Annotated in this window: 36 protein-coding genes; 8 read left to right on the forward strand and 28 right to left on the reverse strand. The window is 63.0% G+C overall.

Annotated features, from left to right (window positions below; genetic code table 11):
* Positions 1–353: 353 nt before the first annotated feature.
* The gene (locus OXQ33_RS07570; RefSeq protein ID WP_267434077.1) at positions 354–1,127 is read left to right on the forward strand and encodes a DUF4760 domain-containing protein; all 774 of its coding nucleotides are present in this window, start codon (positions 354–356) and stop codon (positions 1,125–1,127) included.
* A gap of 34 nt (positions 1,128–1,161) precedes the next feature.
* On the opposite strand, the gene OXQ33_RS07575 is transcribed toward OXQ33_RS07570, so the two are convergent.
* From OXQ33_RS07575 to OXQ33_RS07610, 8 genes are all read right to left on the reverse strand, one after another.
* Positions 1,162–1,659, reverse strand: a complete 498-nt coding sequence (locus OXQ33_RS07575; RefSeq protein ID WP_267434078.1) for a hypothetical protein — start codon at positions 1,657–1,659, stop codon at positions 1,162–1,164.
* An 85-nt stretch (positions 1,660–1,744) separates the two neighbouring features.
* Positions 1,745–2,104: a hypothetical protein gene (locus OXQ33_RS07580; RefSeq protein ID WP_267434079.1), complete on the reverse strand. Its 360-nt coding sequence runs from the start codon at positions 2,102–2,104 to the stop codon at positions 1,745–1,747.
* A 49-nt stretch (positions 2,105–2,153) separates the two neighbouring features.
* Positions 2,154–2,426 (reverse strand): hypothetical protein, encoded by a 273-nt coding sequence (locus tag OXQ33_RS07585; protein ID WP_267434080.1) that lies wholly within the window; start codon positions 2,424–2,426, stop codon positions 2,154–2,156.
* Positions 2,423–2,650 carry a hypothetical protein gene (locus tag OXQ33_RS07590; protein ID WP_267434081.1) on the reverse strand — a complete coding sequence of 76 codons (228 nt, stop codon included), beginning with the start codon at positions 2,648–2,650 and terminating at the stop codon, positions 2,423–2,425. Before OXQ33_RS07590 ends, OXQ33_RS07585 begins: the two co-directional genes overlap by 4 nt.
* Before the next feature lies 1 nt (position 2,651).
* Positions 2,652–3,104, reverse strand: coding sequence for a hypothetical protein (locus OXQ33_RS07595; protein WP_267434082.1), 453 nt, complete (start codon positions 3,102–3,104; stop codon positions 2,652–2,654).
* Position 3,105: 1 nt separating this feature from the next.
* Positions 3,106–3,669, reverse strand: coding sequence for a hypothetical protein (locus OXQ33_RS07600; RefSeq protein ID WP_267434083.1), 564 nt, complete (start codon positions 3,667–3,669; stop codon positions 3,106–3,108).
* Position 3,670: 1 nt separating this feature from the next.
* The gene (locus tag OXQ33_RS07605) at positions 3,671–4,384 is read right to left on the reverse strand and encodes a hypothetical protein (protein ID WP_267434084.1); all 714 of its coding nucleotides are present in this window, start codon (positions 4,382–4,384) and stop codon (positions 3,671–3,673) included.
* A 3-nt stretch (positions 4,385–4,387) separates the two neighbouring features.
* Entirely contained in the window at positions 4,388–4,762 is a 375-nt protein-coding gene (locus OXQ33_RS07610; protein WP_267434085.1) for a hypothetical protein, read from the reverse strand.
* 134 nt (positions 4,763–4,896) lie between these two features.
* Here OXQ33_RS07610 and OXQ33_RS07615 point away from each other — a divergent pair, with 134 nt between their 5' ends.
* Together OXQ33_RS07615 and OXQ33_RS07620 are read left to right on the forward strand one after the other, a co-directional pair.
* Positions 4,897–5,145 (forward strand): helix-turn-helix transcriptional regulator, encoded by a 249-nt coding sequence (locus tag OXQ33_RS07615; protein ID WP_267434086.1) that lies wholly within the window; start codon positions 4,897–4,899, stop codon positions 5,143–5,145.
* Positions 5,146–5,202: 57 nt separating this feature from the next.
* Positions 5,203–5,424 carry a hypothetical protein gene (locus tag OXQ33_RS07620; RefSeq protein WP_267434087.1) on the forward strand — a complete coding sequence of 74 codons (222 nt, stop codon included), beginning with the start codon at positions 5,203–5,205 and terminating at the stop codon, positions 5,422–5,424.
* Between the two features lie 127 nt (positions 5,425–5,551).
* On the opposite strand, the gene OXQ33_RS07625 is transcribed toward OXQ33_RS07620, so the two are convergent.
* Together OXQ33_RS07625 and OXQ33_RS07630 are read right to left on the reverse strand one after the other, a co-directional pair.
* Positions 5,552–5,740, reverse strand: a complete 189-nt coding sequence (locus tag OXQ33_RS07625) for a hypothetical protein (protein WP_267434088.1) — start codon at positions 5,738–5,740, stop codon at positions 5,552–5,554.
* An 11-nt stretch (positions 5,741–5,751) separates the two neighbouring features.
* Positions 5,752–6,288, reverse strand: a complete 537-nt coding sequence (locus OXQ33_RS07630; protein WP_267434089.1) for a hypothetical protein — start codon at positions 6,286–6,288, stop codon at positions 5,752–5,754.
* A 220-nt stretch (positions 6,289–6,508) separates the two neighbouring features.
* Between OXQ33_RS07630 and OXQ33_RS07635 the strand changes: the two genes are divergently transcribed.
* Positions 6,509–7,663, forward strand: coding sequence for a plasmid recombination protein (locus OXQ33_RS07635; protein ID WP_267434090.1), 1,155 nt, complete (start codon positions 6,509–6,511; stop codon positions 7,661–7,663).
* Between the two features lie 30 nt (positions 7,664–7,693).
* On the opposite strand, the gene OXQ33_RS07640 is transcribed toward OXQ33_RS07635, so the two are convergent.
* The 16 genes from OXQ33_RS07640 to OXQ33_RS07715 form a co-directional block, all read right to left on the reverse strand.
* On the reverse strand, positions 7,694–7,921 hold the full coding sequence (locus OXQ33_RS07640; protein WP_267434091.1) for a hypothetical protein: 228 nt from the start codon (positions 7,919–7,921) through the stop codon (positions 7,694–7,696).
* A gap of 293 nt (positions 7,922–8,214) precedes the next feature.
* Positions 8,215–8,850: a hypothetical protein gene (locus tag OXQ33_RS07645; protein WP_267434092.1), complete on the reverse strand. Its 636-nt coding sequence runs from the start codon at positions 8,848–8,850 to the stop codon at positions 8,215–8,217.
* Positions 8,850–9,134, reverse strand: a complete 285-nt coding sequence (locus OXQ33_RS07650) for a hypothetical protein (RefSeq protein WP_267434093.1) — start codon at positions 9,132–9,134, stop codon at positions 8,850–8,852. Before OXQ33_RS07650 ends, OXQ33_RS07645 begins: the two co-directional genes overlap by 1 nt.
* Before the next feature lie 394 nt (positions 9,135–9,528).
* Positions 9,529–9,726 carry a hypothetical protein gene (locus tag OXQ33_RS07655; RefSeq protein WP_267434094.1) on the reverse strand — a complete coding sequence of 66 codons (198 nt, stop codon included), beginning with the start codon at positions 9,724–9,726 and terminating at the stop codon, positions 9,529–9,531.
* Positions 9,723–10,163 (reverse strand): DUF5681 domain-containing protein, encoded by a 441-nt coding sequence (locus tag OXQ33_RS07660; protein WP_346015346.1) that lies wholly within the window; start codon positions 10,161–10,163, stop codon positions 9,723–9,725. The genes OXQ33_RS07655 and OXQ33_RS07660 overlap by 4 nt, the downstream gene beginning before the upstream one ends.
* Complete coding sequence (locus OXQ33_RS07665; protein ID WP_267434096.1) at positions 10,150–10,566, reverse strand: hypothetical protein; 417 nt, start codon at positions 10,564–10,566, stop codon at positions 10,150–10,152. Before OXQ33_RS07665 ends, OXQ33_RS07660 begins: the two co-directional genes overlap by 14 nt.
* A gap of 237 nt (positions 10,567–10,803) precedes the next feature.
* Positions 10,804–11,232: a hypothetical protein gene (locus OXQ33_RS07670; protein WP_267434097.1), complete on the reverse strand. Its 429-nt coding sequence runs from the start codon at positions 11,230–11,232 to the stop codon at positions 10,804–10,806.
* Positions 11,225–12,763 carry a DUF3987 domain-containing protein gene (locus tag OXQ33_RS07675; protein ID WP_267434098.1) on the reverse strand — a complete coding sequence of 513 codons (1,539 nt, stop codon included), beginning with the start codon at positions 12,761–12,763 and terminating at the stop codon, positions 11,225–11,227. The genes OXQ33_RS07670 and OXQ33_RS07675 overlap by 8 nt, the downstream gene beginning before the upstream one ends.
* A complete protein-coding gene (locus OXQ33_RS07680; protein WP_267434099.1) occupies positions 12,760–13,746 on the reverse strand; it encodes a CHC2 zinc finger domain-containing protein in 987 nt (328 codons plus the stop codon). Before OXQ33_RS07680 ends, OXQ33_RS07675 begins: the two co-directional genes overlap by 4 nt.
* A complete protein-coding gene (locus OXQ33_RS07685; RefSeq protein WP_267434100.1) occupies positions 13,743–14,213 on the reverse strand; it encodes a hypothetical protein in 471 nt (156 codons plus the stop codon). Before OXQ33_RS07685 ends, OXQ33_RS07680 begins: the two co-directional genes overlap by 4 nt.
* The gene (locus OXQ33_RS07690) at positions 14,210–14,431 is read right to left on the reverse strand and encodes a hypothetical protein (protein ID WP_267434101.1); all 222 of its coding nucleotides are present in this window, start codon (positions 14,429–14,431) and stop codon (positions 14,210–14,212) included. Before OXQ33_RS07690 ends, OXQ33_RS07685 begins: the two co-directional genes overlap by 4 nt.
* The gene (locus OXQ33_RS07695) at positions 14,428–14,667 is read right to left on the reverse strand and encodes a hypothetical protein (protein WP_267434102.1); all 240 of its coding nucleotides are present in this window, start codon (positions 14,665–14,667) and stop codon (positions 14,428–14,430) included. The genes OXQ33_RS07690 and OXQ33_RS07695 overlap by 4 nt, the downstream gene beginning before the upstream one ends.
* Before the next feature lie 311 nt (positions 14,668–14,978).
* Entirely contained in the window at positions 14,979–15,164 is a 186-nt protein-coding gene (locus OXQ33_RS07700) for a hypothetical protein (RefSeq protein ID WP_267434103.1), read from the reverse strand.
* 83 nt (positions 15,165–15,247) lie between these two features.
* Complete coding sequence (locus OXQ33_RS07705) at positions 15,248–15,976, reverse strand: hypothetical protein (RefSeq protein ID WP_267434104.1); 729 nt, start codon at positions 15,974–15,976, stop codon at positions 15,248–15,250.
* Positions 15,973–17,205 carry a site-specific integrase gene (locus OXQ33_RS07710; protein WP_267434105.1) on the reverse strand — a complete coding sequence of 411 codons (1,233 nt, stop codon included), beginning with the start codon at positions 17,203–17,205 and terminating at the stop codon, positions 15,973–15,975. Before OXQ33_RS07710 ends, OXQ33_RS07705 begins: the two co-directional genes overlap by 4 nt.
* A gap of 426 nt (positions 17,206–17,631) precedes the next feature.
* Complete coding sequence (locus tag OXQ33_RS07715; protein WP_267434106.1) at positions 17,632–18,537, reverse strand: LysR family transcriptional regulator; 906 nt, start codon at positions 18,535–18,537, stop codon at positions 17,632–17,634.
* A gap of 163 nt (positions 18,538–18,700) precedes the next feature.
* Between OXQ33_RS07715 and OXQ33_RS07720 the strand changes: the two genes are divergently transcribed.
* From OXQ33_RS07720 to OXQ33_RS07730, 3 genes are read left to right on the forward strand one after another with little or no spacing between them, the layout of a single operon-like run.
* On the forward strand, positions 18,701–20,386 hold the full coding sequence (locus OXQ33_RS07720; RefSeq protein WP_267434107.1) for an ABC transporter ATP-binding protein: 1,686 nt from the start codon (positions 18,701–18,703) through the stop codon (positions 20,384–20,386).
* On the forward strand, positions 20,370–21,455 hold the full coding sequence (locus OXQ33_RS07725) for an HlyD family efflux transporter periplasmic adaptor subunit (protein ID WP_267434108.1): 1,086 nt from the start codon (positions 20,370–20,372) through the stop codon (positions 21,453–21,455). Before OXQ33_RS07720 ends, OXQ33_RS07725 begins: the two co-directional genes overlap by 17 nt.
* Complete coding sequence (locus OXQ33_RS07730; protein WP_267434109.1) at positions 21,452–22,906, forward strand: TolC family protein; 1,455 nt, start codon at positions 21,452–21,454, stop codon at positions 22,904–22,906. The genes OXQ33_RS07725 and OXQ33_RS07730 overlap by 4 nt, the downstream gene beginning before the upstream one ends.
* A 27-nt stretch (positions 22,907–22,933) precedes the next feature.
* Here the strand turns inward: OXQ33_RS07730 and OXQ33_RS07735 are convergent, their stop codons facing one another.
* Entirely contained in the window at positions 22,934–23,818 is an 885-nt protein-coding gene (locus tag OXQ33_RS07735) for a glycoside hydrolase family 43 protein (protein WP_267434110.1), read from the reverse strand.
* A gap of 377 nt (positions 23,819–24,195) precedes the next feature.
* Between OXQ33_RS07735 and lldD the strand changes: the two genes are divergently transcribed.
* Positions 24,196–25,335, forward strand: a complete 1,140-nt coding sequence (gene lldD / locus OXQ33_RS07740; protein ID WP_267434111.1) for an FMN-dependent L-lactate dehydrogenase LldD — start codon at positions 24,196–24,198, stop codon at positions 25,333–25,335.
* Between the two features lie 112 nt (positions 25,336–25,447).
* Here lldD and OXQ33_RS07745 read toward each other — a convergent pair.
* Positions 25,448–25,828, reverse strand: a 381-nt coding sequence (locus OXQ33_RS07745; RefSeq protein ID WP_267434112.1) for a DUF4142 domain-containing protein, incomplete at its 5' end; no start/stop codon positions are given.

Below are 25,828 nucleotides of genomic sequence, written 5' to 3' on the forward strand. Positions count from 1 at the left end.
ACCGACCGCATCGTGTGTCTTGGAATAGGGGTTTCCCCCTATGGCGTAAAGGCTGTGCGGCTGATTCGCGCATCTTCATGCTGTTTACTCGACGGGGGCCATAATACGGGAGCGTGCTATATGGCACGCATCCTGAGGCCACCCGAGAGCCTTTAGCATGCTCTGGCATGAGGGGGGGGGCGCCGCCAGCCGGTCGAGTCAGGAGGCATAAAAAAACCCCGCTTTTGCGGGGTTTTTAGGTCTTGCAGCTTATTAGCCGCCCCATTCTTGCTCTTGAACCATGGTCGGTCTCCTTGCTTGGTTTCAATCTAGTTATTAGTCGGATTATGTCAACCAATCGTTGAGGGGGATTAATGGGAGAGCGTTACCGAAGCTGGGCTGAACGAGAGGAAATAATACGCTCCTTAATCGCAGAAACTAACCCAAAACCCCTTCAGGAGTTCCATCTCACAGAGAGTGAAGAGGTGTATTACCGTGCCCGGTCAGCCAAAGCCATAGCGGCTCTTGCACGTCGTTCATCTGCCTTCAAGGCCTATTACTCGCTGCCCACTGCCAAGCCGTTCGCCTATGTCGTAGGTATGTCCCTCGTCACGTCCGGAGGGGCTATCGGCTTCGCAATTTTTCTACTTTTTATGAAAGCGCGGGGGCATTCGTTGCCCTATCCGCTCTTGGCTGCATGCGCGACTGTAGCGGTGGCGGCGATAGGATGGGCCGTGGCGGGTTGGAATACCCACCGAAACACCGTTCGTCAGAATACTAACAACATTCTGTTTGCAAGATTTTCTCAGACGCCTTTTGGTGAATCCCTCTATCGGTTCCACAAAAAGTTTGGCTGGGCCATAACGGAACCGGTAACCAGTAAAGAAATTAGTGGGCTGAGAAACTCGGATTCCGAGGAGGATCAGCGCGCTGCGGCTGCCGCGGTATATATATTAAACTATTTCGAATCTATTGCTTCCGGTGTGCTTCAAGGTGATCTTGATAAAAAGATAGTAAGCGACAATGTCAGGGGTTTTATCTGCAGTTATCATGATAAATGCTACTCTCACATCCGAGAGAGCAACAAAAAGAATCCAAAGACGTATGAAAACTTAATTAAATTGCGCACTCATTATCGCAACCCATGAACCGATTAAGTGTGCCAAACGAAGGCATTAAATATTATTTGATGCACATCGCCTCAACGATTGCCTGCATCAGTACCGAGCGCGGCACAGGTACCCCGACAGACACATAGCCGGGGTTCTGTGCCGCCCGCGTGCCGTACAGGTTGATCCACTTGCGCCCATGCTGCCGCCAGGCGCGCTGTAGCGGCACGACGGGCAGCAATAGGCACATCCCGGCCGGCGCATAGGCATAAGCCACGAAGTCCGCCGCCAAGGGCTTCTGAATCCACCCAGGCACCCGGCGCGCTTCGTCCAACCAGCGTTCCAGCAGGACGTCAGGCCAGTCGTGCATGCGCACCTTCTCATCGACGGTGTACGTCCGGCCGCAGGACAGTGTGAGCAGCCGGTCTATCCCGCCGCGCTGCGCCCAACCGTCCTCGCGCACGGCCACCGCAGACACCATCGTAGGGAACGCGCGGCGATAAACGGGAAGCCACCAATCCGCGTCGACGAAGCTCTCCGACAGCGCCAGGCTGTCCCGGAAGCGATGCACACGCGGAGAGCCCGCCGCTCGACGATCGCGAGCGACGGGCCTGTGTGCCATGCGCCGGGATGGGACCGGCGGCGGCAGTGCAATGCTATTCGTGGGGTTCCTCCCTTTCGTGATCGCCGTTGTCCTCTCCGGGATCGCTGACCGGGCAGCCGGGATGCTCCAGCCAGTTGGCGCCTTGGTCGTGGAAGTCGTCTTCTCCCATCGAGCCGTCCCGCTCGTCGCCATTCAGTTCGACGTCAGGGTCCCCGTCCAACTCGTCCATGCGGTCGATCAGCCGTTCGGTGATCCGCGCCAGTTCGGCACGGGGCAGGGAAGGGATGGTGGCCAGTACCGCGTGCGGTGATGCGACCCGGTCCAGCCGATGCCAGGGACGGCGACGCGATCGTCGCCACGGCATCGCACGGTTGGTGCTGGGCGGCGGGGTGACGGCAGCGTGTCCCATCATTCGCTCCTTCCAATCGTCTGCTGGTCTTGGAGGACGGTGAAGAGCGGGGTCATGCCGCGTCCCCTTCGCCACGAAGCCAGCGGCCAGCTTCAGCGGAAGCCTCGCGCTCACGCTTCGCCATTTCGACGAGCACCCCGCCCAGCCCGAGCAGCATCGCCGCGTCCGATAGGGGAATGCGACCACGATGATCTGCCATGAATTGCGCTAGCTGCTGGGCGTGGCTGAGCCAGAAGCCTGACGTATCCCAATCGTCAGGCAGGCGCGTTTCTTCCAGCATCAGGGTGAGGAATTCAGCCGCTTCAGGAGTGACGGTATTCATCATGCCGCCTCCCCATAGTGCCGCTGCTCGATGATCTGGCGCACCGCCTCTGCCCGGTCAGGGTGCCCGACGATCTGTGCCATGAGCGGCGTCAGGTCATCGGAGGGGCAGTCCTGTATGACCAGCCACAGCTTGCGATCGGACGTCAGGGCATAGCCGCCGATCTGGACGAGGGCGTGCAGCCAAGCGGTGGGGGTGAAGGTGGTAGGGTTGGGAAGGGTGGCCATGTCAGCGACCCTCCGGGGCATTGGCCTGGAGATAGGTGGTCCACCGCTTGCAAGCTGTGTTGTAGAGCGGACTTGTCACTACCGTCCGAGCGCATTCGCCCCATTTGCGTACCAACACCTCGCGCGCCTTATGGTCCTCACGGTTCACGAACGGCAAGGACATGAACTGGTCGGCAATCGCGATGAAGGCTCTGACCTGCGCAAGCTCTTCGGTTGACCATTGCTCCTTGTCGGCATGCCCTCTGACGCGGGCCATACAGGCCAGTTCTGTGGTGCCCATGGCGAGATGAAAGGCGGCCTTGGCGCGCATCCACGCCTCATACCGCTGGCTGCGCAACAGGTTCTTGTTCCTGCTGCGATTCATGTCAGCATGCCGCTTACGCTCGCTCGGGTTTAACTGATCTGTCGCGGTGAGCGCATGGATGAATGCGGATTTTGCGGTTTGCGAAGCCATGTCAGCGCACCCCGTGCTTGAGCCGTTCGACATCGGCCCGAATGGCGTCGGCATATTCTTCGCTGAAGGCAAAGCCCTCGCTGCGTTCCTTGGCTAGGTCCATCTTGAGCAGGACCGCGTCGAAGTCCGGGGCGGGGGTAGTGATGATCAGTCGATCCATCACGTCGGCATATCGGTCGACGGCTTCATCTTCGCCCGGGGTCCCGAGCGGGATGGCGTCGCTGATTGCTCGCAGTCGCTGATATTCGGCCAGGGCGGCATCCCAGGCGATGCGGTATTCCTCGGGCGCTGCCAACAGCTGACGGGCGTGGAGCATCAGCCGGTTGGCATTGTCCTCGTCGATGCCGGTCTGGCCACCGCAGGCCATGTGACCCAGCAAGCGTGCGAACTCCGGCCAGGACGTCGGCACGGCTCGGTCCGCCAGATCGGATGTCTCGCACATCGCTTGTGAGGCCTGTTCGTATTCCGGGGTGACACGGCCATCATCCGGCACGGCATTGAACCGATGAACGGCGTCATCGTGCGCGTCGAGCAGGGCGCAGAAGGTTTTGCTTGCGTTCGACATGTCAGAGGCCCTCCCCGGTCAGGCGGCGGGCATCCGCCGTGATGGACGCCAGCACAAAGTCCGGGTCGCCCTCGCACCCGACCCGATCGACAAATTCGAGCTTGATCAGAATGTCGGCCATGCTGGTCGCGGGCATCGCTATGGCCGCGCTGCGCAGGGCATAGGACCGATCGGCAAGCGTCGACGACCGAGCAGCAAGGCGAGCGATCTGATGACGTGCCTCTACCTCAGCTTCGCGGGCCTCCCGACGCGCGGTCTGTGCCGCGATGATGGCATCACGCTCATCGGCAAGGGCAACAAGTTCCAGGCGCGCCTGACGCCAATCGGGATGGTCCATGTCGCTTGGTTGTGGATCACGAACCATCTGCCGAGCAGCAGCAACGGAGCTGGCCCGCGCTGTGCTCAACCGGACCGTTTCACCGAACAGGTTCACATAGGTCGTGGCCACCTCGCGATGGGGCGGAGCTTCCTCTACCGGGAGTGCTTCCTTTTCCGCCCAGCATGCCCTGCGAGCGGGCATTTCCACTTCCTCGTCGAAGCGGTCGCATTCGGCTTCGACACGGTCCCGCAAAGCGATGAGACGGAGCAGACGGGGGTTCACCCCGTTGCTCGGTGCGAGGTCGTGCCGCGCACCAGCGACGGCCGGGACGGCGGCGGCAAGCGCGACAAGGCCAGCGCCCCCGAACAGCGCGCGACGGGTAGTTTCCGTGGTCATGGTTTAGCCCTCCCGCCCGGCTTCACGAGCCGCTTCGATCGCATCGTTGACGTTGGGGGCATCGCAATAGGCACCGAACACCGCGAAGTTGCCGGTCGCGTGGTAATGCTCCAGCGCCTTCTGGCCGTACGCGTCCCGGATCGCCGTCAGGCAGTCGAAGCGATAGCCGACATAGGTCCAGTACTCGTCGACGGTGTTGCCGAAGCGCGGGCGGTGCCATTCGCCATGGGGCGGATGGGCTGCAACGGTCGCCAGGATCGCGCGGGCGCGCCGGTCGGTTGTCCAGCAGGGGGCGGTGTCATTCGCAGGGGTAGGGGCGTTGATGCAATCCGCCGTCTGGACGGCAGGCGCAAGGATGCTATGCGCGGCAGTAGCCATAGTCGATCTCCTTCATAGATCGGTTGTGGTCAGGCCGGGGTGGGGAGGTAGGATGCCCCATCTCGGCTGACTGATAGGTTTCATATCACTAGTATTTCTGGCAATCAAGCTCGAAGTGATCTATTAAATATCACATGATGACCGTCGAGCAGTGCCGAGCCGCGCGATCCCTTTTAGGCTGGTCCGCTCAAGAACTTGCTGACCAAGCTGGCATCGGCGTCGCGACAGTGCGCCGCTATGAGGGCGGGAATCAGATTGCGGATATTTCGCTTGAGGCCTTGTCCGGCGCGCTGGCTTCTGCTGGCGTCACGCTAATCGGGGCGGGTCAAAAATCGACGTCCGGCGGCGTTGGTGTCCGCTTGACGAAAGGCGTGGGGGGCTGACGCTGTCTTTCACGGTTGGCGCTTGCCGGGGCGGTCCCGTTAGCGGACATCACGATCATGCCCGAAAATGTGCATCTCATCGCAGAAACCGCAACCAGGCGGCTTAGTCTGATCGCCCAGACGAACGGGATGTGGCGGTTCGTTGAACATAGCCACTATGAGGGTGACGAATATACCGGCGCCTACTTCGCGCCGACTCACGAATCGGGGTTGTACGAGAGCGCGGATGCAGCGGAGCGGGATGCGCGGGCGACGCTACCGTGGCTGAGGCAAAGCTGAAGCCGCCCAGAATCTGACATTAGCCGGGCGGGGAAAGGTGCTTGTAAGGCGACCCGCTGAATGGGGCTATCAAACCGCACTTCGGAGCCATTGACCCGGAGCGCACCTTTCATGGGATAAAGCTACCTTACTTCAAAAACCTTTCCGTCGCCCGCTTGATTTCAGACAGTCCCTTGTCCTTATATGCGACCTCATAGAGTGCTGTTCCGGTTTCTACTTGCTTTGGAATAAGGCGCGATAGTAACGGCAACGAGCGCAATTCCTCGCCCTTCTTGTATAAATGGCGGCGCGTCTCCCACGCCAGCATATCGGCCATTTGCAGCCCTACTACGTCCTTCGGCTCGGCATAGCGAATATCCTTGATCTCCGGCCAAGCGTCGCGCTTGCGGTGCCATTCCCACACCTCAAGTGCACGGCGTTGTATTGCCGCTGATCGGCGAATATCATTGTAATATCGGGCTGGCCGTGAAAATTCATCTCTTGGCGTATCTTCTGCATCATCATTTCGAAGCAGAAGCTGTAGGCGGACGGAAAACGAACTTGTAGATCTGAACGCCGCCTAGTCGATTCTTTCCAGTTGCCGAGGGAGGCTGCGCTGACACCGCCTATTGGGCTTGTTGTCAGAATGTTTGCCATCCGCCTAAGATGTGGCAAGCAGTCTTTGTGCCAGTTCCAGCCTTTGTAAGGGCCGGTTTGGTTCTTACAGTCGATGTAGTGGAAGAAGGGCACGCGATCTGCCTGCAACTGAGCTTTCCAAGTCGCAACAATTTTGGGCCAATCTTGCAAGCGAGCAACAAACCCGGCAATTAGGGTGATGTCATGCGCGCCATCGATACCGCTTTCATCAAAATAGGCGATTTGCATGCTAGATCATCCTTCCTGCGCGTACGGTTGCGCGACTATGCGCTTCGCTCCCGGAAGCCGCCAGTCAGCTCCCGCCCAAACCGGACGAAATGGCGGAGTCGAATCCGCTACTAGGCTTAGCGAATTGGCTCGCCTCGAATTTATTTTGTAAAGTCACTAAGGGGGGTATGGCGTATTCCCGCAACGTCAGCGACCATATTGCCACAACGGGGTATGTGGCATGGCAAAGCACTATGGCGTTCTGACGTTCGACAATCGTGGTCCTATCAAGTCGTGGGAGCGGATGACATCTGTCCAACGGCATAACGCGCGGACAGAGGAACTGCCGCATTGCGATCCGGCGGCACCGGAGCCCTTTTGCCTCAGAGGATCGGTAAGCCTAGTCGAGGACGCACAACGCGAATTGTGCTTGCGCGGGCTCGACCCGTCCGCTCTTCGGGCTAACGGCGTCATCGCCCATGAGGTGATCCTGACCGCGTCGCACGAGTATTTCGCGCAGGGTGACGAAGCGGAGAGAAACCGGCGCCTGTGGCATTGGGTTGCCCGAGCCTATCTGGCTGCGATCAAGATCTGGCGGAAAGTGACCATCGTGCAGATGGTGCTCCACCTCGACGAATATACGCCGCACATTCACGTAGTCCTGATGCCACTGGTCAAGAAGGTGTTCGGGCGGCGGCCGGACGATGGCGAGCGCTGGACGCTGAACGGGCGCGAGATCACCGGTCCTGGCGAGTTTCAGCGTGCCCACGACGAATATGCGACCGAGATGAAGCCGCTGGGGTTGCAGCCCGGCGTGTCAGGCAGCGGGCGCAAATACCGGCCGTTCGCGGAAAAGGCCGCTGAGATGGACGAACAGTGCAAGCGGGCGGCGGCAGAGGCGGACGCCGTGAACGCGAAGCAAGGGGCGGAGAAAGCCGAGCAAGCCCGCGCCGCACACTGGGCGGACGAGTTCGACCGCCTGAAGTGCGATCGGCTCGAGCTGAAGGAGGGGCAGCGCCTGTTGAAGGTCGAACAGGCCAAGGTTCGCGCCGATATGCTCCGCCAGGAGGTGACGAGGCGGGCGCTGGCGCCGAAAGAGGCGCATCCGACCAAGATATCGGCGCAGTTGGCCGAATTGAGCGATAAAGCCGCCGCCGCGCTGGCGGAAGCCGATCGGATTAGGGTAGAGGCACAGCGGGCATTGGCGTCCGCGCTGAAGGTTCGGGCGCATGCCGATACGCTGATGGCCATGGCTAATGATCTGGAAACGGCCCGCCTGATCCAGGCGCGTGACGCTGCACGGGCTCAGGCCGGCTGTGTGGACGACGCGTTGGAGGAAGCGGACCTCGGCAATCAGCTGGCGCTTCTCTCGGTAGTAAAAGCTAATGGGAGGTGATCATCCCGCGTGACCCAGAATATGGAACAGTTACTGGGTATCCGTTGGAAACGCAGCGCTGAAGCCGCCTGGAACACTGCCGCTCTCTGCATATCTTCCATCTTCGCACCAGAAACCCACCCCAGCCGCTGCCCCATTAGAAAGGCTATTGATGTTGGCGTTTAATAGCCGCGCAGCCATCTCGCAGTTTTTACGATTAGGTTCAGCGGCACTATCGCCGTCGAAAGTCGCGAAATGAACGCGGATGGTGCGGTCCACGCTGGAATTGCGGTATAGCGTGACCTCACTCGCACTTCCGGCGGCGCAAGCCGAAAGGCTGGCCAGGATAGCTAAACCTACGCATTTGCGCATACCACATCCCCCAATTTTGCTTCCATACGGTAGCAGATAAATCAGGTCATCCGAAAGGGCTCCTGCTTAGTAACGTGGGAGCATAACCTGGTGTCGAATAAACCCCAGCGCCAGGGAAGCTTTTGATGAAGCCGTAATTGTCGTAGATAGAACCGCCAGGTGAGAAGGTTCCGGAAGATAGGGCATCCGGCTTCGGCGTCTTATAACTGCTGCTCCCGAGTACGTTGCCCAAGGCGTTTGAAAAAACCTGCCAGCGCATTGGCCTGAACCTGACTGCCATAGAGCGCGGCGTTTGCCCCGGCGCTTGCTGCACTGTTTCCTGCGGCGGTTGCCTGATTGACATAGGCGATACCCGAGCCGGTAACCGAGCCCAGAGCGTTCAGACCAGCGCCCTGCTGATTGTTGAGCTGCCCGAGGTAATTGGCAAACTCACCGCTGGCCTGGTTCTGACCATAGTTTAGCAATGCCTTTTGCGCCGCCCCGCTCTCTAGCGCCCCGCGAGCCGCATACCCGCTGTTGATCGCGTTGTAGCCCTCGTTGAGCCGCGTCTGATAGCCGGTCGATGCCTTATACTGAGCCAGGGCATCCTGCGCCGCGCCAGTATTGCCTCCAAGCCCGAGCAACGCATTGATCTGGGTGCCCGCTGCATTCCCGCGGTCAACCGTGGGTGCTGCAAGGCTGTAGTTCTGATTATAGACCTGCTGCGCGAGGGCGCGGTCTTTTTCCGCCTGTTGGGCCGCGATGTTGGCGGCCTTCTTGGCGCCCTTGCCACCGGTGATGCCCGAGAAAAGGCTACCGACTGCCGAGATGCCTGCAATGGCAAGAGGAGCAACCATCAGATGTCCTTCCGGATGTCGCGGGCGCGAGACATGACGTCGTCGTAGATTTTGTCGGCAGAAAGCCGGTCGGCGATTGCCATCACCGGCAATGACGAGTCATCGATCCGGCCCCCGTCCTCCATTTCATTTAGGATGACGATCGCCCGAGCCATTCCCTCTATCGCTTCCTTGCGGAAGCCAAGCCGGATTGAATCGGACGCGTAAGTTGCGAGGGCCTGGACGATCGCAAGCTCGCAGGTGGCCAGTGCGAGAATATGCTTTTCTGCGGGATCGTCGCTCATTCCGTTGACCTTGCACCTTGCTGCGTTGGCCATCACGATGGTGAGAACCCAGGCATGTGGAATAGTGGGCGTTGGCTTTTTACCCACTATTCCGCAGCGGCGCAGCACCCGTAACCCTGGTGGATGCCGAAGCCGAGGAAACGCCCCTTCCCCCGCTATCGCGAACTGGTGGATTACTGCCAGGCGACGTTCGACGAGACTGGCACCATGCCGAGCTATTCAGCGATAGCGGCGGCGTTGCGCTTCTATGATCGCAGCACCGTTCGTCGAACTGTCATGCGGGCTGAAGCGCATGGGCTGTTGCACCGTGCGGGAGAATGGCGGGGCGGGAAAGGTCAGCGGACGGGTCAGCGGCTTCGGCTGGGGGCAGCGCCTATTAGAGCTTAGCAACCCGTCAATTGACTGAAACGCGCCCACTGTCGCAGTCGGGCTTGCGGACGATCACCAGCAAATCCGCCGCCGCCGGTTCGACGCCATGTGCCGCCAAAAGCGCATCAACGTTCTGACCCTTTCCACATTGCGCGACGATCAACCGACCTGCGCCGATCAGCGCACCCTCCAATCGCGCCAGACGTTCCCTGATGCGTGTCATGCCCTGCCCCTTTCTTCCAATGCTGCAATGCGCTGCTCAAGATCACCCGTCTCGACGATCGCCTTATGGGCGGTCAGCAGCGCCATTACGCGACCGGCCTCGTCTGGCGTCACCTCCCCGGCAGACAATGAGGCCAGGATCGCCGATGACGCTGACACGGCATCTGCGGCGGTCTTAACCGGGGGCAAATCGATGGATACCAGCGCGTCCCGGCGGGGCGGGGCCAGCCGATCCAGGCACAGGCGAAGGGCGACCGTGTCGCCCTCCAGCGCCTTGTCGATCGCCGCCTTGGTCAGCGCTTCGTGCTGGCCCTCCAGCAGCGCCTCGATGGCAAGGGTCACCCGCGAACGTGCGCCCTTCGGCTTTCCGGGGTTGCCGGGCTTGAATCGGCCGTCCCCCGATTTTGCGGGCTCGTTACGGGGCTCAGAACTGTCCAAAATACCCTCCCTGCGACCGGGCGATCTGATCCTTAAGGTCTTTGATGAAGGCCGCGCTGCCGCTGTGCATTAGCATGGCTTCAGGCGTTCCCCGGCCAGTTATTATTAGGAACCAGCGGCCAGCACTTTGACCAGCCGCGAAATAGCGCGTCAGATCTTCGCCGCTCATCTCGTCAAAGGCAGTCGGAGCGATGACCCCGGCCGGCGTGACATCGATCGGATCGTTCGCGTCAACGACAATCATCGCGAACGTCGAAGGTGACCAGCCGAGGTGCGCCAGCATTGGCGTGACCCAGTCGGATGCCACCTCAGGCGGGGCGTAGCGAACGAGCCCATACCACACGCCCGACCCCTCGGGGCGCTGATCCTCCAGCTTCTTTAGGCGGGTTTCCCAGCGGTTCATACCTGCATCCCCCGCGCGAATATCGGGTTTTGGGCGGGGTGCCCCGGCCTCTGCGCCTTCGCGGCCTGACCTATTGTCGCTATTGTCTCTATTGTCAGAGCCTCCGTGTGTGTCACTGCGTTCTCCTTTTTATATAGATAGATAGAAGTCTTTTAGGGGACGACGCGAGGGCGCAGGCAGCCAGTGATCGAGACGCAGTCCCTGTGACAATAGGGACAATAGGGACAATAGGTCCGGTCACCGGCCGATCTCCCACAGCATCACCGGGTCCACGAAGGTCGTGTTCGGTCGGCCCCAGCGCTCGAGATAATAGACGTCGTCGGACGTGAACGCGCGGTGGTCGTCCATCGCGACGATCGACCGCCCGGCTATCCAGACCGCGAGCGACAGCCATTCATTGCTCCCGTGTGGGCCGATCCCGAACACGTCATGCTCGGTCCAGCCCATCGACAGCGCGGTGGTCGCCCAGCCTTCGGACGCCAGCCGGATCGCGTCGGCAACGGTTGCGTGCCATTCGTCGGGGCTGGCCAGTCGCGGTGGCTTTTGCTTCGCCAGCGCCCGAAGGCCCGCTTCTACGGCGGCTGGCAGGCCATAGGCCGATGTGCGGATATATGTTGGCGCTGTGTCTGCCAGCGCCTCCGCCGCCGACTGTCGCCAGTTACCCATGATCCGCGCCATGCACTGCCGGATTGACCAGATAGTCCTTTTTCGGACGTCCTGGGCCGTCGCCTTGCCGGGTGAAGCCTTCGCGGAGCCACCCAGCTTCCATCAGCGCTTCAACCGCCGCTTCGACGTCCTGCTTATTCCCCAAGGACGGCAGCTTTGGGTTGCGCTGCACCTCACGGGCATTGATCCGCTCGAGCCGCTCCTTGACGATGAACCGGGAAAGCGCCGCTGCATCCTTCTCAACTGGCGGCAGAGCGGCGTCACCAAAGACCCGCCGCGCGTGTGGCTTGAGATAGTCCTCGATAAGCGTCAGGGCGTTGGTCAGGGACAGCACCGAGACGCAAGACGGTTCACGTCCGCCAGCGTCCGCCCAGGTCAGATACTCCAGCGTCAGAGCGAGGCGAAGCGCTAGGCCACGCGCTTTGCCCGCCCAGGACGCATAAAGACCTGCCGCTTGCCGCACGTCGGCATCGTTGTCAGCGATCCATTCCTCGAAAATATCGGCGGCGCGAGCATCAAGCGGAATGGTCACCGTCTCGTCTGCGGGGCGATGTATCTGCTGAAGGCGGCGATAGAGCCGATCCAAGCGCGCGGTGTCCGCGATCTGACGCGGGCGGCTGAAGCGAATCGCTTCCGGCCATACCCACATGAATCGTGCTACAAGGCCATCGTCCGACACGCCAAGAAGAGCGTCCCGCAGCTTGTCCGGCTGAATGCCGCCCAGGACGCTGACGCCGTTGAACGGCACGACGAGCGGCTTGGTCTGGCTCTTACGGTCGACGACGAAGTGCCGCCCACCGTACGCCTCGAGCCAGAACGCCCGGCCACCAGGCGAATAACGTTCAAAGCTGTCCAGCCATCCGGCCAGCTCGTCACGCAGGTGCAGCGTCCCGTTGACGTTACCGGCCAGGATCGATGCCATTTCCTCTGGCGTCGAATCCTGAACCATCAGGCGCGGGCGCTGCGGCGCCTCCGGGGCTTCGGCTTCTTCGGGCATATCGGGGGTTTCAGCATTGTCCTTGGTCGCCTGCTTTACCCTGTCCTCCCACTGCTTCCGCTCTGCCTTGGCTCGCTCCGCGACGGTGGCATGACTCATCAGGACCATGCGGTGCTGCTCAGCCAGCTCACCTTCCATGGCGCGCAAGGGGAGGGTGGCGGCATCGATGCCGGGTGACTTGTTGGACGATGGGTCACCGACAAGACCGCCCCACAGGATGCAAGGCTGGTCGAAGCCCTCCCAAGCAGAAACCCAGCGCTTGCCGCCGATAAGCGACGCCGCAACCGTCAGGACGCCGATAGCGACATAGTCGACGGGCGCACCTTTGCCTGCGGCCAGATCCCGAACGAGCGGCATCAGGTTGCCCAGCACATCGCCGGGGAAAAGTGGAGCGGGCGCAAGGCTGGCGCGCGTAACCGACATGTCGGGCGTCGACCATCCAGCGGTGCGACCCGAGGTCGCGTACCCTTCGAAGGGCATCGAGGTGAACGACTCTGCGTCGTCGAACCGCGATTGCACGGATGCCGCGCTCATGACCGCGTCCCCATCAACTCATCGTTGAAGTCCTTATAGGGTGGGTTCGGGCGCATGATCCGCACCGCCAGACCCGCTTCGGAATATGCCTCGGCTGCTTTTGCGGCGGCGGCTGAACCGGCCGCATCGCCATCGGCACCAATGACGATCGCCCGCGTCACGTCTGCGAACGTCATCTGGGGCATCATCGAAGTGCCTGCTGCCACCCACACAGACCGCCCCAGTGCCTGGGCAAGCGTCAGGCCATCCTCAAGCCCTTCCGTCACGAGCATGCTGGCGGCGGGCGGCCCGAGTTGGATCGCGCCACCGATCACCTGACCCAGGCTATACTTCACCTTCGGCTTCGGATCAGATTCGGTCGGCGTCGTGGCTGCCTTGCGCCCATTCTCGGTCAGATAGGTGCGCTGGACACCGACCAGTTCTCCGGCCGGGTTGGTGACGATGCCGATCAGGGCTGGAAGCGGTGAGGGGCCGTTCGCAGCCAACAGGCCGTTGCCGTCGATTTTCGGGGGAGCGATCCGAGCGAACCGCAGGGTATGCGGCAGCGGCATCTTGATGCCACGCGAGCGGAGGTACGCTTCCGCCGGAGTGCCATCGATCGAGACAGACGCATCGACGATCCGCTGAGCCACGGCCCGCAGATCGGACTTCGGCTTGGCAGGAGCACGCTGCTGCTCGAGTTCACGCAGGACGCCGCCGTCAAGCATGTCGATCGCCTCGATCAGCGAAACCCTGTAGGATGCCTTCACGAAGTCCAGGACATCGCCAGTCCAGCCGCACCCAAAGCAATGGGCGCGCCGATCGTCCTGATAGATCGTAAACGAGGGCGTCCTGTCAGGGTGAAACGGGCAGCATGCTTTCCATTCCCGGCCTGCACGCTGCAGCTTCACGCCCGCCTTGGCAGCAACCCCCGACAATGGGAAACGGTCGCGGATGCTCGCAACGACGGAGGCGAGCGCGTTGGTATCGAGCCGCCGGGTCATGCGTACCGCTCCACGATCGGCAGATCATGCTCGACCGACAGGCGGTGCGCATAATCCGACGCCTGATGCGACTTGGTGAAGCGCACGCCAACGCCGCCACCGCCCATCGGAGCTTTCACGCCGACGATATAGCCGCCCGCGATCGGAAAGACACAGATCGACCAACGCTCTGCCTCTGCACCCAAGCCGCGCAATTCGACCAACTGGGCAGACGGACGCAGGCCATACAGCCGCTTCTCATCAGGGGAGAGGCGCAGGCGCGCACCCAGCCGCCCCTTCGGGGCGGGCTGGGCACGGTACCAGGCGTCAAGCGTCGGATAACCGACGATTCCGCGATCCACGCCCAGGATGCGGTCAAGGCTGCGTGGCTCATTCACCTGCCGCCGCAATGCGGTGACAGCAGCGATCGCACGGGCCTGCACCTCGGGCGTCTGGCGCGACGCGATGGGAATGATGGCGCCGCTCATAGGTCGACCACCATCATGCTGATCCCGGTGCGCTTGGCGACGCGACGCAGGAACTGGTCACGTGCCAGACGATAGGCCGGAAGGTATTTCCGACCAGCGGGGCCGACCGGCATGCGGGGGGACCAGTCCGCCTCAAGCTGCTGGTTGGCAAACCGGAAGGAGACGGTGAATCCGTCCCCGACCGGCGTCGCGCCGCTGAACATCTCGACGTTCTTCATGCGGCACCACCTTCCTGGGCGACGCGGTCGTTCGCAGCGTCCGGTTGGAACCCAGTGATCCGCCAGACGATCGCCTTCGCACCGCTGACATTGCGACGACGCAAGCCAGTATCGAAGATCGCCTTGCGGTCCTTCAGGGCCGTGAAGCGGGGCTGCAAGCTATACCGGGGGTACCCGGCAGCGGCGCAGGTCTCGTCGACGGTCAGGCCGCCGGGATTGGCATGCAGCGTCTTCATGACGATGCGCTCAAGATGACCGGCGGCGTCCGCAATGGATGCCCATGCTGCGGCTGAAGTGTCTGTCTGGCGCATCACCGCACCCCCTCGTTATAAGAGGGAAGGGCGCCCCAATGCAGGGACGCGATCAGTTCGGCACGAAGGCCAGTCAATCCGAACGCGGTATTCAGCCGTTGAAGCTGCAGGGCGGAGGTGCTATTTCCAAAATCGTCGCAGCCAAGCTGACAAGTTTTGGGAAGCCGCACGGTGCCAGCCGGGCGGCTTTCTCGCTTAATAGGGCGCGAGTGCCCCTTTTCGGTCACCATGCTCGATCAGGCAGCAAGCTGCGTTAGCAGCTTTTCCTTGAAGCGGCGTACGCTACGTCCGGTGATGACGGATTTACCGTCGAGTTTCAGAAGTTCGAGGTCTCCTCGTGCGACCAGCTGATACAGCTTGGTGCGACCAATGCCGCCAAGGTCTTGGCGGGCTTGAGCGACCGAAAAGAGAGGTTCGTCCATATCGTTGCCTCCGTATGGATGCTGGCGAACACCAGCGGGCAACAGGATTAGTAGCGAGCCTTAGGGGTAAATTGCCAAGGACATTAAACGGCTTTCTTGTCCACGCTGGCAGGCCCGCCATTAAAACCGAGGACGCGCTTGTATACTGCCCCATCGCGCAGGAGCAGCCGGTCGTCTGTCCCACGATCGGTAAACCAAAGATCGCTTTCACCCTCTCTTTTTGCGATCGCGATTTTCATCTGAATGACGTCGCCCCCCAAAATGGGTGGTAGGTCACGGGTGCGCCATTTCTGCATTGCCGACCAGGTAATTCCAAAAGCAGACGTAACCATTTCTCGTCGCGGCTCAAGTTTGAGGCCTAATCCCTCGAAATACGCTTCCCATTCTAAGGCGCGAAGCTGCCACACGGCGCGAGTGTAGCTATCCCGGCGCTTTCCTTGCTTCCGATCAATGGGGGCAAAAAGAACAGGATAATCGCCCCCGGCTACGCTGGCTGCTTCGTTCGCTACGTCAAATAAGGATGAACCTGACCCAACTTGTTCTATGCTTGCAAAAAAATGGAATGCAATCTTCAGTCTTTCTGAGGCCGTCGCTAAGGATGCTTGCCTGTCAACTGGGTCGGGTGTTGGTCCATAAGCGTGTCGCAGAACTCGGTCTCCGCACAGTTCTGCCGCTAGATGAAGGGATTGTATGGCGATTACAGATGCCCAATCTTCTTCGTCTTCAGCACTAGCGCGAAGATGGTTGGTGTTGCTGATGAACGCTTCAAAAGCATCCTGCATCGTCTGTCGGTCGCTCGGCAAGATGCTCACCCGACGTTCCCGACGAGATTAAAAGTGAGGAACCGTCCCCACGCCTCCAGTAGTTCGCGCCGCATGTCGAGGAACTTGGCGCGCTTGTACGCGCGGATCACTTTGTCCGGCACGACGTGAGCCAGGGCGGCTTCGGCAACGGCGTCGGGCACCTCGGGCATCTTCTCCGCTGCCCAGTCCCGGAACGAGCTGCGAAAGCCATGCACCGTATAGGCGTGTCCCGCGTCACGCAGGGCCTTACTCAACGTCATATCGGAAAGCTGCTCACCTTTACGGTTGGGGAAGACGAGGTCGTCGGGCTCATGGCCGCCTTCCTCGAAAATCTGCTTCAGCAGCGCGACCGCTGGCTTGCTTAGCGTGACGGTATGCGCCGTCTTGGTTTTCATCACCTCGGGCGGCCGGTTCCATTCCGCTTTATCAAGGTTGAAGTGCTTGCGCCGTGCCGACCGAATCTCCCCCGATCGCGCCGCCGTCAGGATTACCAGCAGCAGTGCCTGGCGCCCCTTAGTCGGAGCCCCGGCATTCAGCTGGGCCACCAGCGCAGGCACTTGTTCATAGGGCATGGCGGCATAATTCCCGCCATCCGCCTGCTTGGCCAAGCCGACGGTCACGGACCGGCGCGGTGCCTCGCTTTTCCTCCAGCCTTTCGACTTGGCGAAGTCCAGCACCTTACTAATTCGGAACCGCACCTTGCGCGCCATGTCCGGCTTGCTGGTCCAGATGGGGGCCACGGCGTCCCGGATATGCTCGGCATCGATCTGGTCGACACGCATCGTGCCCAAGGACGGATAGGCGTGGTTGGTCAGTGAACCGAGGAAGATGGTCGCGGTCTTCTCTGCCCAACCACTTCTCAGCGCCTCGTGGGTCGCCTTCGCTGCTTCCTCGAATGTCGGCACCTTGCGGCGCTCGCGGTCGCGTTCAGCGATCGGGTCGAGCCCGGATTTAGCGGCTGTGCGCAACAGCCCGGCTTTCTCCCGCGCCTCGCTCAGCGTCAGGATCTTCTTATGCAGGATCGGGATGGCGATCGGGGGAGGGGTGTTGCGATCCGCTCCAACGCGGCTGGACGTGTCGACAGAACCCAGGCCAATATCCCGCCGCTGCCCGTCGACCTGCACGCGCAGCAGCCAGGACTTTCCGCCCGTCGGCTTGACGAGCAGATACAGGCCATCGCCATCAGCATGGCGTCCGGGCTTGGCGTTCTTGACCGACAGGGCTGTCAGCTTGCCCATAATCCTCCCTCAACCGTTCCCTCACCATATCGCGGCTTAATGCGAACGTCCACGAACGATTGCGGAACAAACGTCCTTTGTTTGTTCTTGCCTTAGGAGAGGGAGCGGTCAGGAACGAACGGTGGCGGTCAATTAGTTAGATGCCTGTCGGGTGCGCCATTCACGTCACATGGCTTTATGGCGCAGAACGACCTCTGACCGGGGCGGGGGACCGGTGTGGCGGCGGCTTCGGCAGAGCCGAATGTAGGCTCCGACACTCGACCCTTTGTGACGTGCCACTCCCCCTCGTTTGCGAAGCGGGGGACAGTGCGTGGCATAGAACGCCAGAGTCTCACCCGACATCATATCGCGATCACGACCGGTCTTGCGGGCTCTATACTGAGATATCCACCGAACCCTTCGCAACCGGGTAGCGCCACCTCCGCGTTACGTTGCCAGTAACCGGCGCGCGCAGGTCTGCACATGATCGGCGATCAGTTTGAATGCCGGGCTCATCGGAGAATGGCGACGCCATGCGATGGCGATCGATCGATAGGTGCGCCAGCCCTCGACGCGCAGGACCGTCAGGCCCGCCGCGCCGCCTACTTCCGATCGCAGGTAAAGGGTAGGCAGCAGGGTGAGCCCCAGCCCGGTTGCTACCATCTGGTGCAGGCTTTCCAGGCTGGTGCCGTAATAGTCCGGTGCGATCGTCATGCCGTAACGGTCGGCGACCTCCGCCGCCTGTCGCGCCAGATGGTGGCGGGGGTCGAGCGTCAGCAGCGGGCTGCCGCTCAATCTCTCCCGCGTCGTTTCACCGTCCGCATCGATCGCATGGTCGAGCGCGGCGACGAGGTGCAGCGGCTCGCGGAACAGGGGCTCGACGGTCAGGTCGTCGCCCGCCATCGGCAACGGCCCGAGCAGCACGTCGATATCGCCGCGCGTCAGTTCCAGCAGTTGTTCGTCGGGAATACCTTCTCGCACATGAAGGCGCAGATGCGGTGCCATGCGATGCAGTTCGGCGATGATCGGCGACAGCAGATAGGGGCCCAGCGTCGGCGTGGTGCCCAGCCGCAAGGTGCCGGTCAGGCTGTCCGAGGCCCCCGCCGCCAGCGCGACGATGTCCCGCGCATCGCTCAGCATCCGCCGCGCCATCACCACGATACTGCGACCGACCGGCGTCAGCACGGCCCCCGCCGCGCTGCGTTCGAGCAATCGGGTGCCCAGCCGCTCCTCCAGCGCGCGGACCTGCTGGCTGAGCGTCGGTTGCGAAACCCGCGCGACGCGCGCGGCCAGCGCGAAGGAGCCGGTGTCCGCGATCGTGACGAGATATTCGAGCTGACGCAGCGTAGGCATATCGCCCTATAGTCCCACCCTATAGCCGGGGCACCCAAAAACCGATTGGCCGAACGGATGATACTTCGTTACACCTTCATCACATGGATCAGTGGGCGCTCGCCATGCGGCAGGGCGCGCGATGGCAATCCGGAGTGATCGGGGCGCGACAAAGGGGATTGTCTTGGCGGCAGAACGTTTGGGATTTCGCGATGCGATAGGCTGGCTGTCGCAGATCATCGGGCCGGATGCGGCCTATATCCGGCTCGGTATCGTCTATACCGTCGCGATCAGCCTGCTGGCGCTGGCGACGCCGATCTCGGTCCAGTTGCTGATCAACAGCGTCGCCAATACCGCGATGCCGGCACCTTTATGGGCGCTGTCGGGCGTGCTTCTCCTGTTGCTGCTGATGGTCGCCGGGCTGAGCGCGCTGCGGGTGTGGATCATGGCGGCGTTCGAGCGCCGCCTGTTCTCGCGGGTCGTCGCGGAAGTCACGCTGCGCGCGGTCCATGCGCAAGATCCCTTCTTCGCCGATGGCAATCGCGGCGATCTGTTCAACCGCTATTTCGATCTGGTGGTCGTCCAGAAGGCGGTCCCCAGCCTGATCATCGGCGCCTTCACCATCATGTTGCAGGCGGCGATCGGATTGACGATCACCAGCTTCTATCACCCGGTCTTCCTGGCGTTCAACGCGGTGCTGGTGAGCGCGGTCCTGCTCGTCTGGCTGCTGTGGCGGCGCGGTGCGATCAGCGGGGCGGTGGCGCTGAGCCACGCCAAGCATAATGCCGCCCGCTGGCTGGAAAGCGTCGGCGGGTCGAACGGCTTCTACAAGTCGCTGCGGCACCTGGATTTCGCCATGGACCGGTCGGAGGCGATGACCGCCGGATACGTCGCCACGCATCGCCGCTATTTCCGTTACCAGTTCGCGCAGACGGTCGCGTTCCTGCTGATCTATGCCTTTGCCAGCGCGGGGCTACTGCTGCTCGGCGGCATGTTGATCCTGCGCGGCCAATTGTCGTTGGGGCAACTGGTCGCCGCCGAATTGATCCTGTCGGGCGTCTTCTATGGGATCTCGCAGCTCGGCTGGTATCTCGACACCTTCTACGACCTCGCCGCCAGTTCGGAAGAATTGTCGCTGCTCTTCGCCATTCCGCAGGAGCCCAACGTGCGGGGCGACAATGGCCCGCGCGACGGGTCGGTCAAGCTGACCGATGTGGCGTTGGACGCGGCGCGATACGATCTGGCCCTGACCGCCGGGGAGCAACTGGTCACCGTTGCCGAACCCGGGGCCGAGCGCCGTCTGGCCATGCTGTTGAAACGGCACGCCTTGCCGGATCGCGGGCTGATCCGGATCGGTGGCGGCGATCTGGGATCGTTCGACATGTATCATCTCCGCTCGGACGTCACGGTGCTCGACCGTTCGACGATCGTCGAAGTCACGATCCGCGAATATCTCCGCCTGGCCTCGGGCGAGATGGCGGAGGCGGCGATGCAGGCGCTGGCGACGGTCGGGCTCGAACGTCGCCTCGCCAGCCTGCCGCAGGGGCTGGACACCCCGCTCGGTTCGACCGGCTATCCGCTCAGCGTCGGGGAGACGATGGCGTTGAAACTGGCCAATGCCTTGCTGGTGGGGCCCAAATTGCTGCTGCTCGGCCAACTTTACGACCTGTTGCCGCCCGAACGGCTGCTCGCGGCGCTACGCGTTCTGAAAGCGCGCGGGACCACCGTGCTGTTGTGTACCGGTCGCCCGGAAGATGTGGAACTGGACGGCTATCTCTATCTGGGGATGACCGAGCAGCGCCGCTTCGCCCACCTCGCCGATCTCCAGGCCGCCTGTCAGCGGGAGGGCAACGATGTCGCATCCGCCTGAACAGCTCGCGCATTTCCGCACGCTCGCCTCGCTGCGCCCGCCCCGCGTCACGGTGGCGATCGCCTGGATCGTGACGGTCGGCATCGCGGCGGCGATCTTCGTCCTGTTCTTCGTGCCCTGGCTGCAAACCGCGCAGGGGCGGGGGCAGGTCGTCTCGCTCGATCCGCAGGACCGGGCGCAGGACGTGACCGCGCTGGTCCCCGGCCGGGTCGAGCAATGGTATGTCCATGACGGCCAGCATGTGCGGCGTGGAGACCCGATCGCCCGGATCGTCGATCTCGATCCCAATCTGCTGTCCCGCCTGGCCGCCGAGCGGGCGCAGGTCGAGGCGGAGATCGCATCGGTCCGCCAGTCGCAATCGGTCGCACAACTCGACGTCAACCGGACCCGGCAGCTCTATTCGGAGGGGTTGGCCTCGCGGCGCGATTTCGAACAGGCGCAGATAAAAGTCGCCGATTCGGGTGCCAAGCTGGCGGAATCGCGCGCCAAGCTGAACCGCATCGATGTCCAGCTCAACCGCCAGTCGGCGCAGCTCGTCCGCGCGCCGCGTGACGGCCGCATCCAGAATCTCAACGCCGCAGCGGGCGGTGCGCTGGTGTCGGCAGGCACGCTGCTGGCGGTCGTGGCGCCGGAGCAGGTCCAGCGCGCGGTCGAACTGCTGATCGACGGGCGCGACGTGCCGCTGCTCCGCCCCGGCGGCCCGGTGCGACTTGAGTTCGAGGGCTGGCCCGCGATCCAGTTCAGCGGCTGGCCATCGGTCGCCTATGGCTTTTTCGATGGTCGCATCCGCACGATCGATCCGAATGCCAATACGCAGGGCCTGTTCCGGATCCTGGTCGAGCCGATGCCCGGCAAGCCCGCATGGCCGGACCGCCGCTTCGTTCGGCTGGGCGGCAAGGTCCATGGCTGGGTCCAGGGCGAAACCGTGACCGTCGGCTATGAACTGTGGCGCCAGCTCAACGACTTCCCGCTGGAATTCGACCAGAAGCCGATCGACGGCGATACGGGGAAGGGCGGCGGCAAGGACGACGACAAGAAGATCGCGGCCAAGGCGGGCAAGCCGAAATGATCCGGTCGCGCCTGCTCCTCTCCGCCCTGATCGTCGTTCCCCTTCTGGCGGCCCCCGCGACGGCCCAGCGTATCGAGGCCAATCCGGCGCCCGCACCGGTACGCGCCGAAACGGCGCCGCTGACCCTGGACGACGTGCTGCGCTCCTCCGCACGCGCCGCGCCGCAGATCGTCGAGGCGCTGGCCAAGATTCGCGGCGCCGAAGGCCGCGCGCTCACCGCCAGCGGGGCGTTCGACACCGTGTTCGAGGCGGAGGGACGCTCGCGGACGCTCGGCTATTACGACGGAACGGTGGCGTCGGCGCGCGCCACCCGGCCGCTGAGCGACAATGGCGGCTATGTCTATGGCGGCTACCGCGTCAGTCGCGGTGGCTTTCCGGTCTATGAGGACGAGAATTACACCAATCGCCTCGGCGAAGTGAAGGTCGGCGCGCTCTACTCGCTGTTGCGCGACCGTCTGGTCGACGAACGGCGGACCCGCCGGACCCTGGCGTCGGGCGACATCGACATCGCCCGGTTCGAGCGCGAGGCGGTTGCCATCGGGGTGCAACGCCGCGCGATCGACGCCTATCAGAACTGGGTCGCTGCGGGCCTGCGCCTGCGCGCGTATCGCGATCTTCTCCAATTGTCGGAAAGTCGGCGCGGCGGCCTGGCGCGGCAGGTCCAGCTCGGGGCGCGACCCGATATCCTGCTTGCCGAGAACGACCAGAATCTCGTCCGCCGCCGCGCCCTGGTGGTACGCGCCGAAGGCGACTTCCAGGCGGCGGCCAATGCCCTGTCCCTCTACTTCCGCGACATGAACGGGGAGCCGATCATGGTCGGCCCCGAGCGCCTGCCGCCGGATGCCGGTGCGCTGGCGGGCGTCGCGGCGGCGGTACGCGACGATTTCGCGCGCCGCCGCCCCGACCTGCAGATGCTGCTCGCGCGGATCGACCAGGGATCGGCGCGGCTGGCGCTGGCGCAGAACGACCTGCGCCCCCGGCTCGACCTGCGCGGTGAGATGGGCAAGGATGTCGGCCCGATCGGGCTGGGCGGTGCGTCACGCACCCCGCTGGAGGCGGCGGTCGGCTTCCGCTTTTCCCTGCCGCTCCAGAACCGGGCGGCCAAGGGCCGGATCGTCGAGGCCCAGGCGGAGATGGACGCGCTGGCGGCGCGCAGCCGCTTCCTGCGCGACCAGATCACGGTCGAGGTGGAAGGGATCACGATCGGTGTCGATGCGGCGGAAAAGCTGGCGACGATCGCGGAGCAGGAACGGCAACTGGCCGAGCGGCTCGCGGCGGCCGAACGGCGCCGGTTCGAACTGGGGTCGAGCGACTTCTTCCTGGTCAACCAGCGCGAGGATACGGCCAACGACGCACGGGTGCGCCTGATCGATGCCCAGGCCCGGATCGCCGCCGCCCGCGCCGAACTCGCCGCCGCCACCGCCGACCGCGCCGCGCTGGGCCTGGACTAGCCGTCGGGGTACCCCCGGTACCGTCGTTCAGCGCGCCGCTTCCAGCGTCTGGACCAATGGGCTGGGGACCTTCAACACGGTGCCGTGCCGCTGCCCCTTCACCAGGGCCACGGTGTCGGACACGTCGGTCCACTCTCGCCAGTCCTTCGTCTCGAACGCGCCGTAGCGGCCATTGGCATAGTAATCGACATAGAGCCGCGTCCGGTCGCCATCGGTGACCAGCGTCGGCCCCTCGGCGCGTTCGCCCGTGACCAGCGGCTTGGGCATCAGGCGATAGGGGCCGAGTACGCGGTCGGCGACCGCCCATTGGATCGGGCCCCAGCGGCCCCGCTCCTGATTGTCGCCCTCCTTGAACACCGCGATATAGCGTCGGCCGACCCGCTGGATGGTGGTGTCGATATGGTCGAAGCCGGGATCGATCAGCACCCTTGGCTTTGTGAACGTACGGAAGTCCTTGGTCGTGACATAATAGGTGCGGTTGTTCATCTGCCCCGAACGGCGCGTTTGCGGAAAGCGACCTTCGATGTCGGAGGACCAGGTGATGACATAGCGCCCGGTCGTCGGGTCATGGATGGTTTCCGGCGCCCAGGCATTGGCGGTACCCGGCACCCCTTCCATGAACGGCAGATAGCGCTGGTCGGACCAGTGGATCAGGTCGCGTGAATGCGCATAGCCGATGCCCTTGTCCTTCCACCCCGTCGTCCAGACCATGCGGTAGACGCCATCGGGTCCGCGCAGGATATGCGGGTCACGGAGCAGCTTGCTGCCGACGCTCGGGGTCAGGAAGACCTTGTGGAGGTCGCGCCACTGGTGGCCGCCATCCGTGCTGACCGACAGATGCAGTCCGTCGCCATTGCCGTGGAACGAGGTGAACAGCCAGCTTGCCGCGGGCGGCTTGGCGGGCGCGGCCATGGCTCCACAGAGCAGGGACGCGACGACTACGGTCGCACGAACCGCGATCCTCCCGACCCCTCGCGATCCTTTACGAAGTCCCATGTCCGCTCCTCCGATCCTGGCCATCCCAAAAGGCGATGGCGCCATATTATTTTGTCGGACAAGATTATGAGCGACATTTCCGATAGGCAAGGGTAGCCTTTGGGCTGCATCGACATTCAAGCGGAAGGTCTATCATTCCTACCCCTCCAGGGAAGGAATGAGTCTAGGCATCGGATCCAGCTTGCCGAACCCGCCCTTTGTCTCCGACCGCATGGCGTTGTACGGAGCGGGAAAGAGCCCGATGGCCGTCTCTCTCGCCGGGCTCGATCGACCGATTGGGAGCCCTTCGTCCGATGATCATTTCCGCCCCCTCCGATTATCGGGAAGCCGCGCGGCGGCGCTTGCCGCCCTTCCTGTTCCATTATCTGGATGGGGGAGCGAATGCCGAGCATACGCTGCGCCACAATGTCGCGGATCTGGCGGCCATCGAACTTCGCCAGCGGGTGCTGCGCAACGTCGCCGACCTGTCGCTGGAAACCGAGTTGTTCGGCACCCGCATGGCGATGCCGGTCATCCTCGCGCCGGTCGGATTGGCGGGCATGTATGCCAGGCGCGGCGAGGTGCAGGCGGCGCGGGCGGCGGCGGTGAAGGGGGTGCCCTTCATTCTGTCCACCGTCTCGGTCTGTGCGATTCAGGAGGTTCAGGCGGCGTCCTCCGCGCCGATCTGGTTTCAGCTTTATGTGCTGCGCGACCGGGGCTTCATGCGCGATGCGCTGGAGCGGGCACAGGCGGCGGGGGTGAAGACGCTGGTCTTCACCGTCGACATGCCGGTGCCGGGCGCGCGATACCGCGATGCGCATGCAGGCATGTCGGGTCCCAACGCGGCCTTTCGCCGGATGGTGCAGGCGGCGCTACATCCGCGCTGGGCCTGGGACGTGGGGCTTCGCGGGCGACCGCATGATCTGGGCAATATCTCCGCCTATCGCGGCATGCCGACCGCGCTGGAGGATTATATCGGCTGGCTCGCCGCCAATTTCGATCCGTCGATCGCCTGGCGCGACCTGGAATGGATCCGCGATGTCTGGAAGGGGTCGATCGTTATCAAGGGCATTCTCGACCCCGAGGATGCGCGTGACGCGGTGCGTTTCGGCGCGGACGGGATCGTCGTGTCCAACCATGGCGGGCGGCAACTCGACGGCGTCCGCTCCAGCGCGCGCGCGATGCCCGCCATCGCCGATGCGGTGAAGGGCGAGTTGAAGCTGCTCGCCGATTCGGGCGTGCGCTCGGGGCTGGACGTGGTGCGGATGCTGGCGCTGGGGGCGGATGCGGTGCTGCTGGGCCGCGCGTTCATCTATGCGCTGGCGACGGCTGGGGAGGCGGGGGTCACCAATTTGCTGCGCCTGTTCGATGCCGAGATGCGCGTGGCGATGACGCTGACGGGGGTACGGTCGATCGCGGAGATCGACCGGTCCGCGCTGGCGAGCGAGGTGTAAATCCTCCCCTGCAAGGGGAGGTGGCAGACCGAAGGTCTGACGGAGGGGCGTCCCCGCTGGCGGGAATGCCCCTCTACCACCCCAAGCGTGGCTTGGGGAGGAGTCAAGAAGGTCAGCGCGGCATCTGCTCGAGCATCTGGATATGCTGCTGCACGATCGGCACCGCGCTCTGGGCGCTGGTCTTCAGTGCGGGTTTGTCGCCGTTCGCCGCGAAGCTCTGATGCAGGTCGAGCGCGGCCTGGTGCGCGGGCCGTTGCTGGCCGATATAGAGCCGGTCGAAATCAGCGGCGGACGCGCGGCGCAATTCGCCGATCGACGCCTCGGCGCCGCCCAGCTTGGGCGGCATGGGCGACAGGCCGTCCTGCTTGGCGGCGCGGACCGTCGCGGCGGTCGTCTGCATATGATGGTCGATCATCATCTGGGCGAATCGCCGCACCTCCTCATTCTTCGACTTTTGCAGCGCGATCCGGCTCGACGTGATCTCGTAGAGATC

It is taken from the genome of Sphingomonas sp. GM_Shp_1 (genome assembly GCF_026540895.1).
In the GTDB taxonomy this organism is placed as follows: Bacteria; Pseudomonadota; Alphaproteobacteria; order Sphingomonadales; family Sphingomonadaceae; genus Sphingomonas.